This is a genomic window from Rahnella victoriana (assembly GCF_004330295.1).
Taxonomy (GTDB): domain Bacteria; phylum Pseudomonadota; class Gammaproteobacteria; order Enterobacterales; family Enterobacteriaceae; genus Rahnella; species Rahnella victoriana.
In genome coordinates this window covers 1-14,350 of record NZ_SJOJ01000045.1, presented here as the reverse complement: position 1 = coordinate 14,350, position 14,350 = coordinate 1, and the positions used below count along the sequence as shown (strand labels likewise).

The 14,350-nt window shown below is 52.7% G+C and carries 22 protein-coding genes; 17 read left to right on the top strand and 5 right to left on the bottom strand.

Going from position 1 to position 14,350, the window contains the following annotated elements:
• The first annotated feature begins 138 nt into the window (after positions 1-138).
• Entirely contained in the window at positions 139-585 is a 447-nt protein-coding gene (locus EYY67_RS23800) for a response regulator transcription factor (protein ID WP_131694546.1), read from the top strand.
• Positions 582-1,724 carry a response regulator gene (locus EYY67_RS23795; protein WP_131694545.1) on the top strand — a complete coding sequence of 381 codons (1,143 nt, stop codon included), beginning with the start codon at positions 582-584 and terminating at the stop codon, positions 1,722-1,724. The genes EYY67_RS23800 and EYY67_RS23795 overlap by 4 nt, the downstream gene beginning before the upstream one ends.
• Positions 1,725-1,755: 31 nt before the next feature.
• Here the strand turns inward: EYY67_RS23795 and EYY67_RS23790 are convergent, their stop codons facing one another.
• The 3 genes from EYY67_RS23790 to EYY67_RS24870 are packed head-to-tail and all read right to left on the bottom strand — an operon-like array spanning position 1,756 to position 4,652.
• Positions 1,756-2,769 carry a phage portal protein gene (locus tag EYY67_RS23790; protein WP_131694544.1) on the bottom strand — a complete coding sequence of 338 codons (1,014 nt, stop codon included), beginning with the start codon at positions 2,767-2,769 and terminating at the stop codon, positions 1,756-1,758.
• A complete protein-coding gene (locus tag EYY67_RS23785) occupies positions 2,770-4,533 on the bottom strand; it encodes a terminase ATPase subunit family protein (protein ID WP_131694543.1) in 1,764 nt (587 codons plus the stop codon).
• A complete protein-coding gene (locus tag EYY67_RS24870; RefSeq protein ID WP_268959687.1) occupies positions 4,530-4,652 on the bottom strand; it encodes a hypothetical protein in 123 nt (40 codons plus the stop codon). The genes EYY67_RS23785 and EYY67_RS24870 overlap by 4 nt, the downstream gene beginning before the upstream one ends.
• A 23-nt stretch (positions 4,653-4,675) precedes the next feature.
• Between EYY67_RS24870 and EYY67_RS23780 the strand changes: the two genes are divergently transcribed.
• The 11 genes from EYY67_RS23780 to EYY67_RS23730 all read left to right on the top strand — a co-directional run bounded on the left by EYY67_RS23780 (position 4,676) and on the right by EYY67_RS23730 (position 10,272).
• On the top strand, positions 4,676-5,524 hold the full coding sequence (locus EYY67_RS23780) for a GPO family capsid scaffolding protein (protein WP_131694542.1): 849 nt from the start codon (positions 4,676-4,678) through the stop codon (positions 5,522-5,524).
• 35 nt (positions 5,525-5,559) lie between these two features.
• A complete protein-coding gene (locus EYY67_RS23775) occupies positions 5,560-6,699 on the top strand; it encodes a phage major capsid protein, P2 family (RefSeq protein ID WP_131694541.1) in 1,140 nt (379 codons plus the stop codon).
• A 3-nt stretch (positions 6,700-6,702) separates the two neighbouring features.
• Complete coding sequence (locus EYY67_RS23770) at positions 6,703-7,359, top strand: phage terminase small subunit (protein WP_131694540.1); 657 nt, start codon at positions 6,703-6,705, stop codon at positions 7,357-7,359.
• Positions 7,360-7,454: 95 nt separating this feature from the next.
• Positions 7,455-7,925, top strand: a complete 471-nt coding sequence (locus EYY67_RS23765; RefSeq protein ID WP_131694539.1) for a head completion/stabilization protein — start codon at positions 7,455-7,457, stop codon at positions 7,923-7,925.
• Complete coding sequence (locus tag EYY67_RS23760) at positions 7,925-8,128, top strand: tail protein X (protein WP_113876574.1); 204 nt, start codon at positions 7,925-7,927, stop codon at positions 8,126-8,128. Before EYY67_RS23765 ends, EYY67_RS23760 begins: the two co-directional genes overlap by 1 nt.
• A gap of 5 nt (positions 8,129-8,133) precedes the next feature.
• The gene (locus EYY67_RS23755; RefSeq protein WP_131693619.1) at positions 8,134-8,343 is read left to right on the top strand and encodes a phage holin; all 210 of its coding nucleotides are present in this window, start codon (positions 8,134-8,136) and stop codon (positions 8,341-8,343) included.
• Positions 8,324-8,833: a lysozyme gene (locus EYY67_RS23750; RefSeq protein WP_131694538.1), complete on the top strand. Its 510-nt coding sequence runs from the start codon at positions 8,324-8,326 to the stop codon at positions 8,831-8,833. The genes EYY67_RS23755 and EYY67_RS23750 overlap by 20 nt, the downstream gene beginning before the upstream one ends.
• Positions 8,833-9,258 (top strand): Rz-like lysis system protein LysB, encoded by a 426-nt coding sequence (gene lysB / locus EYY67_RS23745; protein WP_131694537.1) that lies wholly within the window; start codon positions 8,833-8,835, stop codon positions 9,256-9,258. Before EYY67_RS23750 ends, lysB begins: the two co-directional genes overlap by 1 nt.
• The gene (gene lysC / locus EYY67_RS24785; protein ID WP_242675632.1) at positions 9,152-9,391 is read left to right on the top strand and encodes an Rz1-like lysis system protein LysC; all 240 of its coding nucleotides are present in this window, start codon (positions 9,152-9,154) and stop codon (positions 9,389-9,391) included. Before lysB ends, lysC begins: the two co-directional genes overlap by 107 nt.
• The gene (locus EYY67_RS23735) at positions 9,354-9,821 is read left to right on the top strand and encodes a phage tail protein (protein WP_131694535.1); all 468 of its coding nucleotides are present in this window, start codon (positions 9,354-9,356) and stop codon (positions 9,819-9,821) included. Before lysC ends, EYY67_RS23735 begins: the two co-directional genes overlap by 38 nt.
• Positions 9,814-10,272: a phage virion morphogenesis protein gene (locus tag EYY67_RS23730; protein WP_131694534.1), complete on the top strand. Its 459-nt coding sequence runs from the start codon at positions 9,814-9,816 to the stop codon at positions 10,270-10,272. Before EYY67_RS23735 ends, EYY67_RS23730 begins: the two co-directional genes overlap by 8 nt.
• 179 nt (positions 10,273-10,451) lie before the next feature.
• Here EYY67_RS23730 and EYY67_RS23725 read toward each other — a convergent pair whose 3' ends face one another.
• Together EYY67_RS23725 and EYY67_RS23720 are read right to left on the bottom strand one after the other, a co-directional pair.
• Positions 10,452-11,138, bottom strand: a complete 687-nt coding sequence (locus EYY67_RS23725; protein ID WP_131694533.1) for a hypothetical protein — start codon at positions 11,136-11,138, stop codon at positions 10,452-10,454.
• Between the two features lie 48 nt (positions 11,139-11,186).
• Positions 11,187-11,582, bottom strand: a complete 396-nt coding sequence (locus tag EYY67_RS23720; protein WP_131694532.1) for a hypothetical protein — start codon at positions 11,580-11,582, stop codon at positions 11,187-11,189.
• A gap of 495 nt (positions 11,583-12,077) precedes the next feature.
• On the opposite strand from EYY67_RS23720, the gene EYY67_RS23715 reads away from it, so the two are divergent.
• The 4 genes from EYY67_RS23715 to EYY67_RS23700 all read left to right on the top strand — a co-directional run.
• Positions 12,078-12,719, top strand: coding sequence for a phage baseplate assembly protein V (locus EYY67_RS23715; protein WP_131694531.1), 642 nt, complete (start codon positions 12,078-12,080; stop codon positions 12,717-12,719).
• Entirely contained in the window at positions 12,716-13,066 is a 351-nt protein-coding gene (locus tag EYY67_RS23710) for a GPW/gp25 family protein (RefSeq protein ID WP_131694530.1), read from the top strand. Before EYY67_RS23715 ends, EYY67_RS23710 begins: the two co-directional genes overlap by 4 nt.
• Positions 13,067-13,069: 3 nt before the next feature.
• Entirely contained in the window at positions 13,070-13,978 is a 909-nt protein-coding gene (locus tag EYY67_RS23705) for a baseplate assembly protein (protein WP_131694529.1), read from the top strand.
• Positions 13,971-14,350: phage tail protein I (locus EYY67_RS23700; protein ID WP_131694528.1), on the top strand; the 380-nt coding region annotated here is incomplete at its 3' end. The genes EYY67_RS23705 and EYY67_RS23700, both read left to right, overlap by 8 nt.

Below are 14,350 nucleotides of genomic sequence, written 5' to 3'. Positions count from 1 at the left end.
AAAACTAGTTACTGAAGGAGGTACTGGTTTATATAAAGCATACCGAAATATTAAAGATGGTTTTGATAAAGCAGAGTTTGGAATTGACTTTGATGAGCAGTTTTTCTCTCAGCAAATAACTCTTGTTTTGGAGGGAGTATGAAAATATTACTTGTTGAAGATAGTGATTATAAAAGAGATAGAATTCAAGATTTTTTGAAAGAACAGGTTCCTAATATTGAAATCGAGGTAGGTGCCTCATACTCTAGCGGATTAAATTTTTTAGTTGATAATAGCTATGACCTTGCAATAATCGACATGAGTTTACCCAATTATGATAGGGTAATTGGCGTTCCAGATGTGGAGTTCAGAACTTATGGTGGCCGTGATTTGTCCCGGCAAATTAAACGTAGAAAGTTGAATGTAAAGTTCGTCTTTTTAACCCAGTTTGACTCCTTCTCAGATAAAGGAAAAAATTTAAACCTTGCATCTATCGAAGTTGAAGAAAAAATAAATCACCCCCAAAATTTTTTGGGTTGCATATATTACGAACATGCTGGATATAATTGGAAAGATAATTTAATTAACGTGATGAATAAATTATGAGTAGATTTTTAATCGTTGATGACAACATAACACGTGGCAACAAAATCCTAGATTTCTTGGTTCAAAAGCATAATATTTTAGCCGAATTCATAGACTTCGCGAATTGTGTTAAATCTGCGGAATCGCTGTTAAGAAATACCAGTTATAGCCTTGCATTCTTAGATATGTCATTACCATATAATGAAGATGATGTCGCTGATCCTTTTTCAGGGATTAATTTGCTAAAAAAAATACAATCAAAAAAACTTAACAAACCTATTCGAATAATAGGCTACACTGCATTAGACCATAATATAAAGGAAAAAGAATCTGAATTTGAGGCGTTGGGATTTAAACTATACTACGCAGAAGAGCATGACCTCAGTTGGATAGGGAATATTCAGCAGCAGATAGACTATGCTGTGGAGTCTGCAGAGAAATATAAGTCTAGCAACTTAGATATAGCGCTAGTTACAATTCATGGCATTAATACCTTTGGTAATTGGCAAGAACTTCTATCAAGTGAGATCCGAAAAAAAAATAAAAGCTGTGACTTTTCACATTTGCCTTTCAAAAACGCTTTGATAAGTTTTAGTACATTTTTAAACAGACGTAAAAGAGATGCGGTAGTTGAATTATTTAAAGAACAGCTTGTTGAGTGGCTTAAAGCTAATAGAGCAAATAGGATAATTTTTTTCTCACACAGTTTTGGTACTTATATATTGATACACGCGCTTGAGAAAATCAATGACCCTCTATTATTAAAAAACATTAGTTTGATTGTTCTATCGGCCAGTGTTTTACCCAGGAATCATGATTTCAAAGGGATTTTAAAAAAGACCAATGCTACCATTATTAATGAGTGTGCAGTCAATGATAATGCACTTTTATGCTCAGAAATGTTTGTTGTTGGTACCGGAATGGGAGGGAAACTTGGCTTTAATATGTTATCTTCCGATAGAATAAAAAACAGATTTTACAGAGGGGGGCATAGTTCATTCTTTACTAGAGAATTTATTAAAGAGTATTGGTTCCCTTTATTAGACACCCCATTGGAAGTTGAGGAAATAAATAATGCCCCATCCTTGACTTTATTGAACTCAGCAATTACGTATTTCGCAATTTTTATTGGTTCAATTAAAAACAAACTATTTAATTAAATAAAGGCATGCGATATCGCATGCCTTTCAGTCACATACGGTATGCCTTGAATGCGATTACTATCAAATTGGATGAGAAATTTAAATATTGAAAATGCTCTTGAAGTCTAATCAGCTCGTTCCTTACGAACACCTGCGCCGCCTTCTCCACATCCCCAAACCCTCCGGCATTATCAGGTATGATCCCCATCATCTGCGGCGGAACGCGGTGCGCGCTCAGCAGGTCATCACGGCTGGATTTCTTGATGTTGAAGAAGTCGTCTTTGGTCGCGACCTCACTAAGTGGCAAAATCTGAATGCCGTCCTTTTTGCCGTTCGGCGCGTACATGAACAGGTTGCGGAAGTTGCCCAGGCCTTTGGTATCACGCATAGCCTTACGCATTGAATCGATATCACTGCTGCTTTGCGCCGCGTCGGTCATATACAGGATGTAACCTGCATGAGCGCCGTTCTGGTAATACTTGCGGCGGAACAGTGTGGCCGCTTCGTTCAGCCAGGCGGAATTCAGCGCGCTCAGGTATTCAGGCAGGCCATAAATTTCCTGGTTAATGTCCGGTTCAATCAGATGAAAGATGCTGCCTGCTGCGAACTGATGCGGTTCCTTCCAGCCCTGCACAAACCAGTAAGTCCCCTCTTCCACTCCTCGTCGCACATATTTAGCCGGTACAGCTTCAAAGCGTAACGGTTCGCCGAGCTGGTTGCGGATCAGTTCCAGGTACGCATTCCCGAACACCAGATAGTCCAGCGCGAATTTGCTGAACTCCTGCTGGCTAAGCAGCGGATGCGGGATAAACGTCGAGGCCAAAATATTCCGCTTCACGTAAATCGGTGAGCTGTGATGTACGGCGGCGCGAAGACTGCGGGCAAGACCGTCGAAACTGACTGGCGGCTCATACCAGCGACCGTTGCCGGTGCATTCGATGTAATCCAGAATCTCGCGGCGGTCTAACACCGGCGTCGGATCACCGAAGCTGAATACCTCTGCGCCCTGCTGGCTTTCAGTGGTGGTGGTCTGCGTGGCTTTACGGTATTTGCGCTTGCTCATTTAGTAGAACTCCAGAATGTTCGGGCTTTGTCCGCCGTTGGCGGCGGTCAGTGGTTCGTTTAACAGGGCGTGCATGATTGCCCACGCGACGTCGGCGTGGCTGGCCTCTTCACTGCGGCTGGCTTCGTAGGTTGAACGGTTGCCGCTGGCGGTCATCGTTTTGCGGATCGCCATAAACGATGCGGTGATGTCGGTATGACTAGTGTCATATTCCAGACGGCCGGAGCTGATGGTGTCTTTTGCTTTCAGTACCAGCGCAGTTTTTACTTCGGGGCTGTAACGGATCTCACGCGCTGCCGGAAAGAACTGCTGAACAAGCTGGAATACGCCTTGCCCGATGCCAGTTGCATCGATGCCGATGTACTCCACGGCATAACGATTGGTGAGTTCCTCGATGCTTCTGGCCTGTGCGGCAAAGTCCATTCCCTTCCACTGATGACGCTCGAGCACGCGGAACTTGCCGCCGGAAACCACAGGGGGAGCAATCACTGCACAGCCTGCGCTGTCGCCGGTGTGCGACGGGTCATAACCAATCCAGACGGGACGATAGGCAAATGGCCGTTTCAGGTACGGGTCGAAGTCTTCCCATTCATCCAGACTGTCCACCATGCAGCCCTGCAACTCGGCGAACGGGAACACCGATGCCTGATCGTCCACGAACTCACACATCAGCAGGTTTTCATATTCGGCTGGGCTGTATTCCAGTTGCAGCTGTTCCAGGTCGAACAGGTTACAGCCTCCTGAAAGTGCGTCTTCAACCGTCACAATCTGCCGCCACTGGCCGTCATCGCACAGAACGCCCTTTGACAGGTGCGCATGCGTCAGATCCAGGTCAATCCTGTCGGCTTTATTGCGACGGCCTTTGTTGAACAGTTCACCCGACCAGAACGGATAGGCGCTGTGTGCAAGGCTCGACGGCGTGGAAAAATAAGTGCTTCGCCATTTCTTATGTAGTGACATGCCGGAAGCCACTTTGCGCAGCTCCTGAAACTTAGGGATCCAGAAGTATTCGTCCAGGTATAAATTGCCGGTATAACTCTGCGCGGTGCGGACGTTAGTGCCGAGGAAAATCAGCCGTGCGCCGTTCGGCAGCACAATCGGGTCGCCTTTTAAATCCACGTCTACCTGTCGGGCAAAGTCGATGATGTAGTTTTTAAAGACGTGTGCCTGCGCCTTACTGGCTGACAGGAAAATCTGATTACGGCCGGTGGTCAGTGCATCAATCAAAGCTTCCCGGGCAAAGTAGAAGGTTGCGCCAATCTGGCGGGACTTGAGGATGTTGCGGATACGGTGCTGAAGCCCTGCCTGATGCCATCCACGCTGATACTCAAACGACGTTTCAATGAAGATGTCGCCTAGTTTCTCAATGGCCTCATCGCTGAAAACATTCTTATCAGGTGCCTTTCGTTCGCCCTTGTTACGGTTGGCGACGTTCGGGTTTAAATCAGCCTCGCTGCCGGTCTGGTTGTAACGGTTCACCCGTGCCAGGCGTTCAATCTGTCGGCCTAACAGGTCGATCTCTTTGTAGTCCTTCCCCTCCTTTACATCTTTCATGACGAGCTGGATCAGCCGCGCTTCCATGCTGGTTTCCACGCGAGAAATGGGCGCAATGGCCTCCCACTGATCGCGAGTTTTCCAGCTCTGCACGGTCGGCGTTTTTTGGCTCAGCATTTCCCCGATTTGCCGCACGGAAAAACCCTGCCAGTAAAGCAGTGCCGCCTGTCGGCGCGGGTCGCTGATGATGGTGGAGTTTGAAATATTCATGCCGCCACGTTACCGGCCAGACAGCCGTTTTTCGCGCTGCCCACGTTGTGCCATCGGGCAACAACCCGCATCGGCTGGCGGCCTGCGGTGACTGTCTGGAAACTAACTCCCGTTCTCAACACTCATTACCGGAGTCAGTCACATGGCAAAGAAAGTATCAAAATGGTTCCGCATCGGGGTCGAAGGCGACACCTGCGACGGCCGCGAAATTGATGCTAACGACATCAAGCAAATGGCGGAGACATACAGCGCAAAAGCCTATGGCGCCCGCGTCAATCTGGAGCACATCAAAGGTGTATTACCGACCAGCGATTTCCGCCGCTATGGCGACGTGATCCAGCTTAAAGCCGAACAAATTGATGACGCGGCTGAACCGCTGCTGCATGACAAATGGGCGCTGTACGCAATGATCAGCCCGACTGCGGATTTAACGCAGATGGTCGGCGACGGGCAGAAGGTTTACACCTCGATGGAGATCAAACGCAACTTCGCCAATTCCAATAAATCCTACCTGGTCGGTCTGGCCGTCACCGACGACCCCGCAAGCCTCGGCACTGAAATGCTTGAGTTCAGCCGTACGGCAAAACAGAACCCGCTGGCCGGTCGTAAAACCGACCCCGAAAGCCTCTTCACCGTGGCTACCGAAGCACTGATTGAGTTCGAAGAGGCCCCGGAATCTGCCCCTTCTCTTTTCGCGCTGGTTAAACAAAAGCTTTCACGTAAACAGGCGTCTGATGATGCCCGCCTGGCTGATGTTCACGAAGCCGTCAGCGAGGTCGCTCAATACGCTCAGACCGGACTGGATAAGCATGAAAACAGCCTGACCGACCTGCTGAGCCGCGTCGATACCCTGGAAAAATCCACCGCTGCCGAACATGACGCCCTCACTGAATTGAAAGGCAAGTTAGCGCAGACACCGGCGCAGAAGTTCGGCCAGCGTCCACATGCTACCGGCGGCGCAGGCTCTGACGAGACAGTGACCGACTGCTGATCCGACATATTTAATTTACCCTCAGGAAATAAGTCATGAAAAAAGAAACGCGCTTTAAATTTAATGCGTTCCTCTCCCAGCTAGCCAAACTCAACAACGTTGACGTCGGCACGCTGGACAAGAAATTTAACGTCGAGCCGTCCGTCACCCAGACGCTGATGACCCGCTTACAGGAATCCTCAGAGTTCCTGACCCGTATCAACATCATTCCGGTGGACGAAATGATGGGCGCGAAAGTGGGTGTCGGCGTAACAGGCACGATTGCCAGTACCACCAACACTGACGCCGGTGATGAACGTGAAACGGCTGATTTCACCAAGCTGGATCAGGAAGGCTATCACTGCACTAAAACCAACTACGACTTCCACTGGATGTACAGCAAGCTGGATTTGTGGGCGCGCTACAACGATTTTCAGACCCGTTTGCGTGACGCCATTATTAAGCGTCAGGCACTGGATCGCATCCTGGTGGGCTTTAACGGTGTTTCCCGCGCACCAACATCTAACCGTGTACAAAATCCGCTGTTGCAGGATGTCGGTGTGGGCTGGCTGCAAAAATACCGCCTGAATGCCCCGACCAAAGTGATGGGTATGATAGTCGCCGAAGACGGCACCGTGACTAATGAGGCGGTCAAAGTCGGTGGCGAAGGTGAGTACAAAAACCTCGACGCACTTGTCTTTGATGCAGTCAACGAACTGATCGACCCCATCTATCAGGACGACACCGAACTGGTGGTGATCTGCGGCCGCAAGCTGCTCGCGGATAAGTATTTCCCGCTGATCAACAAACAGCAGCCAAACACTGAGGCGATGGCCGCCGACCTGATTGTCAGCCAGAAACGCATCGGCAATCTACCCGCTGTTCGTGTGCCCGGCTTCCCTGCTAACGCCATGTTGATCACTCGTCTGGATAACCTGTCCATTTACTGGCAGGACGGCACGCATCGCCGCCACGTTGAGGAAGTGCCTAAGCGTGACCGCATCGAAAACTACGAATCCATTAACGAGGATTACGTAGTGGAAGATTACGGCTGCGGCTGTCTGATCGAGAACATCGAAGTGACCGCCGGAGAAGATGACGCCTCTGATAAGGCCGAACTCAGCAAATTCACCTCGGCGATCGTTGATGCCATCAAAACTGCATCCGGTACCACCGCACCGGCAGCTCAGGAGTAAGCCATGACCAGCCCTGCCCGACGTCATTTGTTGCGGCAGTCAGCGATCGAAGCCGCGCAGCAGGATACCAGCCTGCTGCGTCATGCCACCGGCTATGAACTGCTGCTGCAAAAGCTTAATGCTGATCAGAAAGCCCTGAAGAAAGCCTATTCCGCTGAGAAAAAGGCAGAACTCAAACGCAAGATGCTGCCCGAATATGCGCCGTGGGTGGCGGGCGTTCTCGCTGAGGGTAAAGGCGCTCAGGACGCCATCCTGATGACCATCATGATCTGGCGTATTGATGCCGGTGACTATGCTGGTGCGCTGGAAATCGCCCGCTACGCGCTGCATTACAAGCTGGCGATGCCGTTCGGCAAACGTCCTGCCGGTTATGCGCTGGCGGAGGAAATCGCCGACATGAGCACCCGCGCTCATGCTGCCGGTGAGCCGGTCAGTCTCGATGTACTCATGACCACGATGGAGCTGACGGAAAGCCAGGACATGCCGGATCAGGTACGCGCCAAGCTGCACAAAATTACCGGTTACCTGTATCGCGACGCGGAGAAACTGCCGCTCGCCCTGCAACACCTGAAACGCGCCTTCCAGCTGAACAGCAACTGCGGCGTCAAAAAGGATATTGAGCGGTTGGAATCAGCCATCAAAAAGGCTGCCAGCAGCTAAACAGAACGCGCCCCGCGCCGGACGGCACGCCAGCCGCGACAGGTCTGTGACCTCGTTCAACGCTGGCGTCCACCGTCCCCTATTCAGAGGTCACTATGTCTCTTGTTGTACCTGCACCAAAGCCGGATGCCGCGACGGAACCCGCGATTAAAAACACGCACTTCTGGCCGGATATCAGTCCGGTGGAGTTACGCGATACGCTGCGCCTGGAAGGAACGGTGACCGCCAAACGTCTGCGAGCCGTCATTAAGTACGCGCTGACTGAAGTGAATGCCGAGCTTTACAGCTACCGCGTCGCACAGCTGGCTCAGGGATACAAAACCCTCGCTGATGTTCCGGCAGACCAGATTGATGACGAAAGTATCAAAGTTTGCGCCTACCTGCGGGCGGTTTCCTCAATTACGGCTGCCATTCTGGCGGAACGATATCCGAACAGTGATACCACCGATGCCGGCAGTAAAAAGGCAGAGATTGTCGAAAGCACGGTTGATGAACTGTGGCGTGATGGCCGCAATGCGATCAGCGATGTCGCTGGCGTGTCGCACTGTGTGATCGGGCTGCTCTGATGAAAGTCTATGCCGAACAGGGCGACACCGTGGATTCGCTCTGCTGGCGTTACTACGGGCGCACCGAGTCGGTGATGGAACAGGTTTACGCGGCTAACGTTGGCTTAGCCGCTCGCGGGGCAATTTTGCCCCATGGCTACGCGGTGGAGCTGCCGGATATTACTCAGGCCGCAGTCAGCGAAACCGTCTCACTTTGGGACTGATGACCATGGAGCGCATCACCTCGTTTATCTGTTACTGCGTCGCGGCCTTTCTTGCCTGGCTCGGCGCGATGTCACCGCAGGATATCGCCTTTCTGGTCGGTGCAGGCGTCGGCGTCGCGACCTTTCTGGTGAACTGGTACTACCGGCGCAAAACCTACCGCCTGCTGAAAGAAATGGGCGTCAGTGGAGAAATCAATGCAGCCATCAATCGTTAGACGCTGCGCGGTCGCCGCCGTCCTGGCGATTGCTGCGCTGCTGCCGCAAACGCCCACGTTGAAAACGTCCGCCGCCGGTCTGGCACTGATTGCCGATTTTGAAGGCTGCCGCCTGTCAGCCTATCAGTGCAGCGCGGGCGTCTGGACAAACGGCATCGGGCACACCGCAGGCGTGAAGCCGCAGACGCACATCAGCGAACAGCAGGCCGCCGTTAACCTGGTGGAAGACGTGATGCGGGTGGAAAAAGGCATTGCCCGCTGCATGCCGGTTGCCATGCCGCAGCCCGTATATGACGCCGTAGTGTCGTTCGCGTTCAACGTCGGCGTGACGGCGGCGTGTAAATCCACCCTGGCATTTTTCATCAACAAGGGTGAATGGCGAAAAGCCTGCGAACAGTTGCCGCGCTGGGTATTTGTGAACGGCGAGCGCGTCACAGGTCTGGAGCGTCGCCGCGCGAATGAGCTGGCCTACTGCCTGCGGGGAGCCTGATGCGCATTTTAATTTTGTTACTGCTGGCAGCCTGCGCACTGGCAGGGCTGCAAACCTGGCGTATCGGTGCCCTGCATGATGAAGCCGACCAGGCGCAGCGCATTATTGGCACATTGTCCGCCGGTATTGAAAGCCGCGACAACGTTATTAATCGCCTGAACGATGATGCACTGAGGCGCGAACGCCAGGAACAAAGCCTGCGCACCCAGCTCTCACGGGCGGGTGAGCAGGCACGCGTCCGTGAAGTTCATATTCAAAGGTTACTTAATGAAAATCAGGAAATGCGCGACTGGTACAGCGCTCGTCTGCCTGACGGTATTGGCCGGATGCACGCGCGTCCCGCCTTTGCCAGCGCCGCAGATTATTTACGTTGGCTGTCCGGCGGTGACGAGCTGCCCGATACCAGCAAGCGCACCGGCCACTAACGGCGATTTAAGCAGTGACGTCAGAAACCTGGAGGCCGCGCTGACCGCCTGCGGCCTCCAGGTGGAAGCGGTCAAACAATGCCAGGAGGAACACCGTGTTAAAGCCCGCCCAGTTGCGAAAAACGTTAACTGACGCCGTGCCGGTGCTGCAAACCAGCCCCGACACCCTGCGGATGTTTGTGGACAATGGCCGCATCGTTTCCACGTTAGCCTGTTCGCTGTCGTTTGAGTATCAGTACCAGGTCGAGCTGCTGATCACCAACTTTGCCCAGGACTGCGATCTGATTATTGTCCCGATCCTGGCGTGGCTGCGGGAGAACCAGCCGGACATCATGGCGACGCCGGAAAAGCAGCAGACCGGCTTTAAATTCAAGGCCGATATGCTGGATGATGGTTCCTACGATATCGCTATTGATGTGCAGCTCACCGAGCGCGTGATTGTGAAACAGATTGATGCCGGTCTGTACGTGGAGCATTTTCCGGAACCGCCGTTACCGGAACCGGTGGAAAGGCCGCGTGAACTGTATCTTCACGGCGAGTTAGTGAGCCAGTGGCATGAGTGAGCTGTCAGCATTTGATACCCGCCTGGCGGGGCTGATTGCCGCGCTGTCACCGCAAAGCCGAAAAGCGATGGCGGCGACCATTGCGAAGCGTCTGCGCAAACATCAGCAGCAACGAATCAAACGGCAGGTTACGCCGGAGGGGCAGCCGTTCGCCCCACGACGGGCGCAGCCTCTGCGGGCGAAGAAAGGCCGCATCAGGCGGGAGATGTTCGCCAAACTGCGCACGGCTAAATACATGAAGGCCAAAGGCACGGATAAAGACGCGGTAGTGGAGTTCACCGGCCAGGTTCAGCGCATGGCAAAGGTGCATCAGTACGGTCTGCGGGATCGCCCTTCGGTGAGGGCAAAAGAAGTGCAGTATCCGGCGCGCCCGCTTTTAGGGCTGGACGCGGAGGATATGAAAATCGTGGAAGATGAATTGCTAAAATGTATTAGCTCAGACTTGAGCTGACACTACGGCGGCACAGGGCCAAACCTAATCTGACAGGCAGCTTTGTGTCCGAAGCGGACGTTGATAAGATCAGTCTGCCTTAATCAACGAGGAGCAGGTCAGAGGTTGTAAGTAATTTAAGAGTCTGATCATTGCAGATCAGAGGTACTTGCGGAGTTTCCGTAGGCATAAAAAGCCCCCTAGGGCTTTTTATCGTTGGGGCTTGGCTCTAGTTCATTAGTGAAACTCTTAACGCCTAATCCAGTTGGGTCATCCGCAGGCAACAACTTATCAACCAATCCCTTTGCTATAGAATTAGCAGTTGCGCTTAAAGTTGGATTCATGATTGCCAATAAACCTACTATACAAGCTGTTGCAATTGCCCCACCTAAAACACTTATTACTGAGCCGCCAATGACTTTCAATAAAACTAGTGATTTTCTTTTCCACCAACCTGGCTGAGTCTGGTTAATAGCCCAAGCATTTGTTGTTATAGCCCATTCTTCACGCGCTTTTTTTTCAGCGGCTAACGCACGTTGTGTCAATCGATCGACTTTAATTGTATGAGCATTTTCGAGAGAAGTAATTTCCCCTTGATGGGCCAAATTGATTTCAGGCATAGCAGTCTGAATCGCTTGCGTCTCTATCTCTTTAATAAGTTGATCAGCTTTGCTTCTGTAGGTATCGAGCCATTGTGGATCGCTTACAACGTTATCGTGCCATTCCTGTAACTTCCCAGGGACCAATGCTTCTCCAAAGGTGTCGTGAAAAAACACTGCACGTTCGTCTTTATGGGATTTATAAATTGCATATGATATTAATTGTGGAGCATCTGTTCTGTTTTGAACCAGCTCTCTGAATACATATTTCTTTTGCTGTCCTGTCATAATCAACCCATAAAAAAACGCCCCAGTCGGGGCGCTTAATGATAATCGTTATTGTGCTACTTTTTCAGAACTCGAGGCTGTCCCAACAGATACATTTTTGCCATGACCGGCAGAATCCAGCTGCCGATCAAATTCATGAATCGTCACGCCAACTTCATACTTTTGATTGCCATCTGTAACTGAAGGATGCTGGCGAAATGATTCATAACCTGCACTTACTACAGCCGCTTGCGCGCGGATTAGATTGGTTTCATTTGAGCCACAGAGCACTACATATGGCTCATTCAGATTAACAAAGCGCATGTCCAACGCAGCGCGATTTGGATCTTCATTTTCATGCTCAACGAGGCTAACCCTCCTTTCATGAATTTGTTTCAGCGCGGATTTGGCCATATCGCGGATTTCATCAGGTTCAAAACCTGGAATGCAGTAGTTGTCTTTCATAATTACTCCCCCGACATTTCCCTCATTTTACACATTCGACATCCGTTTGTGCAAATAATCTCCACTAAACCAGTTTAGAAGTGCATTTTTTTATGAAATCTTCATATATCTCAAACCTGACGCAACACTTAATGACATGGGGTTCTTCCTGCTTTATGGAATCCCCAATGCAACATGCTAAACCAGTGTGCGAAAATTCACAGCGGTAAAAGCTTAGAGATTTTTGACGCGCATTAGCTCTTCAGCATTCCCCTGAAACAGGGTTGTAGGCTAACGAACAAGCTGAATGGAGGACATTGGTCGTCATTATGTGATCTGCCAGTGCACAATACTGTCGAATAGCGTACGTCTTCTTTACGCTGTGAGTTAAACCTATGAAATGTTTGAGCTCAAGTTTGAACTCATACTCCTCAGTCAGTGATCCCCACGTTGTGCCACCAGCCATCAACCTGCCTCAAATTGTATGCCGCCTGACAGGGCGGCATTCTTTTATGCATGAATACATCCATCCCAATCAACGACATTCCGCGCCTGCTGCGCAATCTGATCCGCATTGGCACCGTTGCCGAGGTGGATTTAATTGCGGGCACCTGTCGCGTGAACACCGGCGGCAACGTCACCGACTGGCTGCACTGGCTGACGTCCCGCGCAGGGCGTTCCCGTTCCTGGTGGGCACCGTCTGCTGGTGAGCAGGTTTTGCTGTTCTGCCTGGGCGGTGAGCTGAATACCGCCTTTGTGATGCCCGGCGTTTTCTCTGACGAATTCCCCGCCCCGTCGGCGTCAGCCGATGCCGTACACGTCACGTTTCCTGACGGCGCGGTGATTGAGTACGAACCCAAAACCGGCGCGCTGCTGGCAACCGGCATCAAGTCCGCCACGGTGAATGCCGCCGATAAGGTAGCGGTGACTGCTCCGCTGATCACCTGCACGGCGACAACGCGCATCACGCTCGATACGCCGGAGGTGGTCTGCACCAACAAACTCACCACCGGCACCATTGAGATTAAACAGGGCGGCAAGATGACCGGTAACCTCACCCATTCAGGCGGGAGCATCACGTCAAACGGCATCGTTGTTCATACCCATCAACACGGCGGCGTCCAGACGGGCGGCGGTCAAACGCAGGTGCCGTCATGACTAACGCGAAATACATCGGCCTGGCTCGCAACACGGGGCGCAGCGTCGAAGACCTGGCGCACATTCAGCAGTCGGTCAGCGACATTCTGCGCACGCCCGTCGGTTCCCGCGTCATGCGCCGTGACTATGGTTCACTGCTGTCGATACTGACTGACCGCCCGCAGAATGCCGCGCTGCGCCTGCAAATCATGGCGGCCTGTTACAGCGCGATCCTCAAGTGGGAGCCACGCGTCAGCCTGACCGGCATCACCTTTGAAACGACGTTCGACGGAAAAGGCGTGGTGGATATCACTGGCATCCGCAAAGACACGTCCGCCGCCATTTCCTTAACCCTACCCGTGAGCTGAATTATGGCAACTATCGACCTGAGCCAGTTACCCGCCCCCGACGTGGTGGAGGTGCTGGATTACGAAATCCTCCTGGCGGAACGCAAAGCCACGCTGGTGTCTTTGTACCCCGAAGACCAGCAGGCCGCCATCTCCCGCACGCTGACCCTGGAGTCTGAGCCGATTGTGAAGCTGCTGGAGGAGAATGCCTACCGCGAAGTGATCCTGCGTCAGCGGGTTAACGAGGCGGCGCAGGCCGTGATGCTGGCGTATGCCACCGGCGCAGACCTGGACAACATCGCCGCCACGTTTAGCGTGGAACGCCTGACCATCACGCCTGCGGATACGGTCAGCGTGCCCGCCGTGGCGGCGGTGATGGAAAGCGACGCGGATTTACGGGTGCGGGCGCAGCAGGCGTTTGAAGGGCTGAGCGTGGCGGGTCCGGTTGGCGCGTATGAGTATCACGGGCGCTCTGCTGACGGACGGGTGGCGGATATTTCGGTGGTCAGCCCGTCGCCTGCCTGCGTGACGATTTCCGTGCTGGCACAGACCGGCGACGGCACCGCACCTGATGATTTGCTGGCTGTGGTTCAGGCCGCGCTCAATGATGAGAACGTGCGACCCGTGGCTGACCGCGTGACCGTCCAGTCTGCCAGCGTGGTGAATTACACCATTGACGCCGTGCTGTATCTGTTCCCTGGTCCGGAAGCCGAACCTATCCGCGAAGCCTCGGAGGCAAAACTGATTGCCTACATCACTGCGCAGCACCGGTTAGGCCGCGACATCCGGCTGTCGGCGATTTATGCCGCACTGCACGTTGAAGGTGTGCAGCGGGTGGAGCTGAAAAGCCCGCTGGCCGACATCGAGCTGGATAAAACCCAGGCGTCGTTCTGCACCGCCTATACCCTGGCGGTGGGCGGTTACGATGAGTGATCGCCTGCTGCCCGCCGGTTCCTCGGCGCTGGAAGTCGCCGCCGCCGAAGCCTGCGCCGCGCTTGAAAACGTGCCGGTGCCGCTGCGGCAGCTTTGGGATCCGCTGACCTGTCCGGCAAAGTTTTTACCGTACCTGGCGTGGGCGCTGTCAGTTGACCGCTGGGATGAAAACTGGCCTGTCGCCACCAAGCGGCGCGTGATCCAGTCGGCCTGGTTCATTCATTGCCATAAGGGCACGGTGGGCGCTATCCGACGCGTGGTGGAGCCGCTCGGCTATCTGATTAACGTGACCGAGTGGTGGGAAACCGGCGACGAACCCGGCACGTTTCGCCTGGATATTGGCGTGCTGGAAACCGGCATCACCGAAGAAAT

Bases quoted from the DNA above. Each gene is read 5' to 3' on its own strand.
- EYY67_RS23800 (WP_131694546.1), top strand. From the start codon at position 139: ATGAAAATATTACTTGTTGAAGATAGTGATTATAAAAGAGATAGAATT.
- EYY67_RS23795 (WP_131694545.1), top strand. From the start codon at position 582: ATGAGTAGATTTTTAATCGTTGATGACAACATAACACGTGGCAACAAA.
- EYY67_RS23790 (WP_131694544.1), bottom strand. From the start codon at position 2,769: ATGAGCAAGCGCAAATACCGTAAAGCCACGCAGACCACCACCACTGAA.
- EYY67_RS23785 (WP_131694543.1), bottom strand. From the start codon at position 4,533: ATGAATATTTCAAACTCCACCATCATCAGCGACCCGCGCCGACAGGCG.
- EYY67_RS23780 (WP_131694542.1), top strand. From the start codon at position 4,676: ATGGCAAAGAAAGTATCAAAATGGTTCCGCATCGGGGTCGAAGGCGAC.
- EYY67_RS23775 (WP_131694541.1), top strand. From the start codon at position 5,560: ATGAAAAAAGAAACGCGCTTTAAATTTAATGCGTTCCTCTCCCAGCTA.
- EYY67_RS23770 (WP_131694540.1), top strand. From the start codon at position 6,703: ATGACCAGCCCTGCCCGACGTCATTTGTTGCGGCAGTCAGCGATCGAA.
- EYY67_RS23765 (WP_131694539.1), top strand. From the start codon at position 7,455: ATGTCTCTTGTTGTACCTGCACCAAAGCCGGATGCCGCGACGGAACCC.
- EYY67_RS23760 (WP_113876574.1), top strand. From the start codon at position 7,925: ATGAAAGTCTATGCCGAACAGGGCGACACCGTGGATTCGCTCTGCTGG.
- EYY67_RS23755 (WP_131693619.1), top strand. From the start codon at position 8,134: ATGGAGCGCATCACCTCGTTTATCTGTTACTGCGTCGCGGCCTTTCTT.
- EYY67_RS23750 (WP_131694538.1), top strand. From the start codon at position 8,324: ATGCAGCCATCAATCGTTAGACGCTGCGCGGTCGCCGCCGTCCTGGCG.
- lysB (WP_131694537.1), top strand. From the start codon at position 8,833: ATGCGCATTTTAATTTTGTTACTGCTGGCAGCCTGCGCACTGGCAGGG.
- EYY67_RS23730 (WP_131694534.1), top strand. From the start codon at position 9,814: ATGAGTGAGCTGTCAGCATTTGATACCCGCCTGGCGGGGCTGATTGCC.
- EYY67_RS23725 (WP_131694533.1), bottom strand. From the start codon at position 11,138: ATGACAGGACAGCAAAAGAAATATGTATTCAGAGAGCTGGTTCAAAAC.
- EYY67_RS23720 (WP_131694532.1), bottom strand. From the start codon at position 11,582: ATGAAAGACAACTACTGCATTCCAGGTTTTGAACCTGATGAAATCCGC.
- EYY67_RS23715 (WP_131694531.1), top strand. From the start codon at position 12,078: ATGAATACATCCATCCCAATCAACGACATTCCGCGCCTGCTGCGCAAT.
- EYY67_RS23710 (WP_131694530.1), top strand. From the start codon at position 12,716: ATGACTAACGCGAAATACATCGGCCTGGCTCGCAACACGGGGCGCAGC.
- EYY67_RS23705 (WP_131694529.1), top strand. From the start codon at position 13,070: ATGGCAACTATCGACCTGAGCCAGTTACCCGCCCCCGACGTGGTGGAG.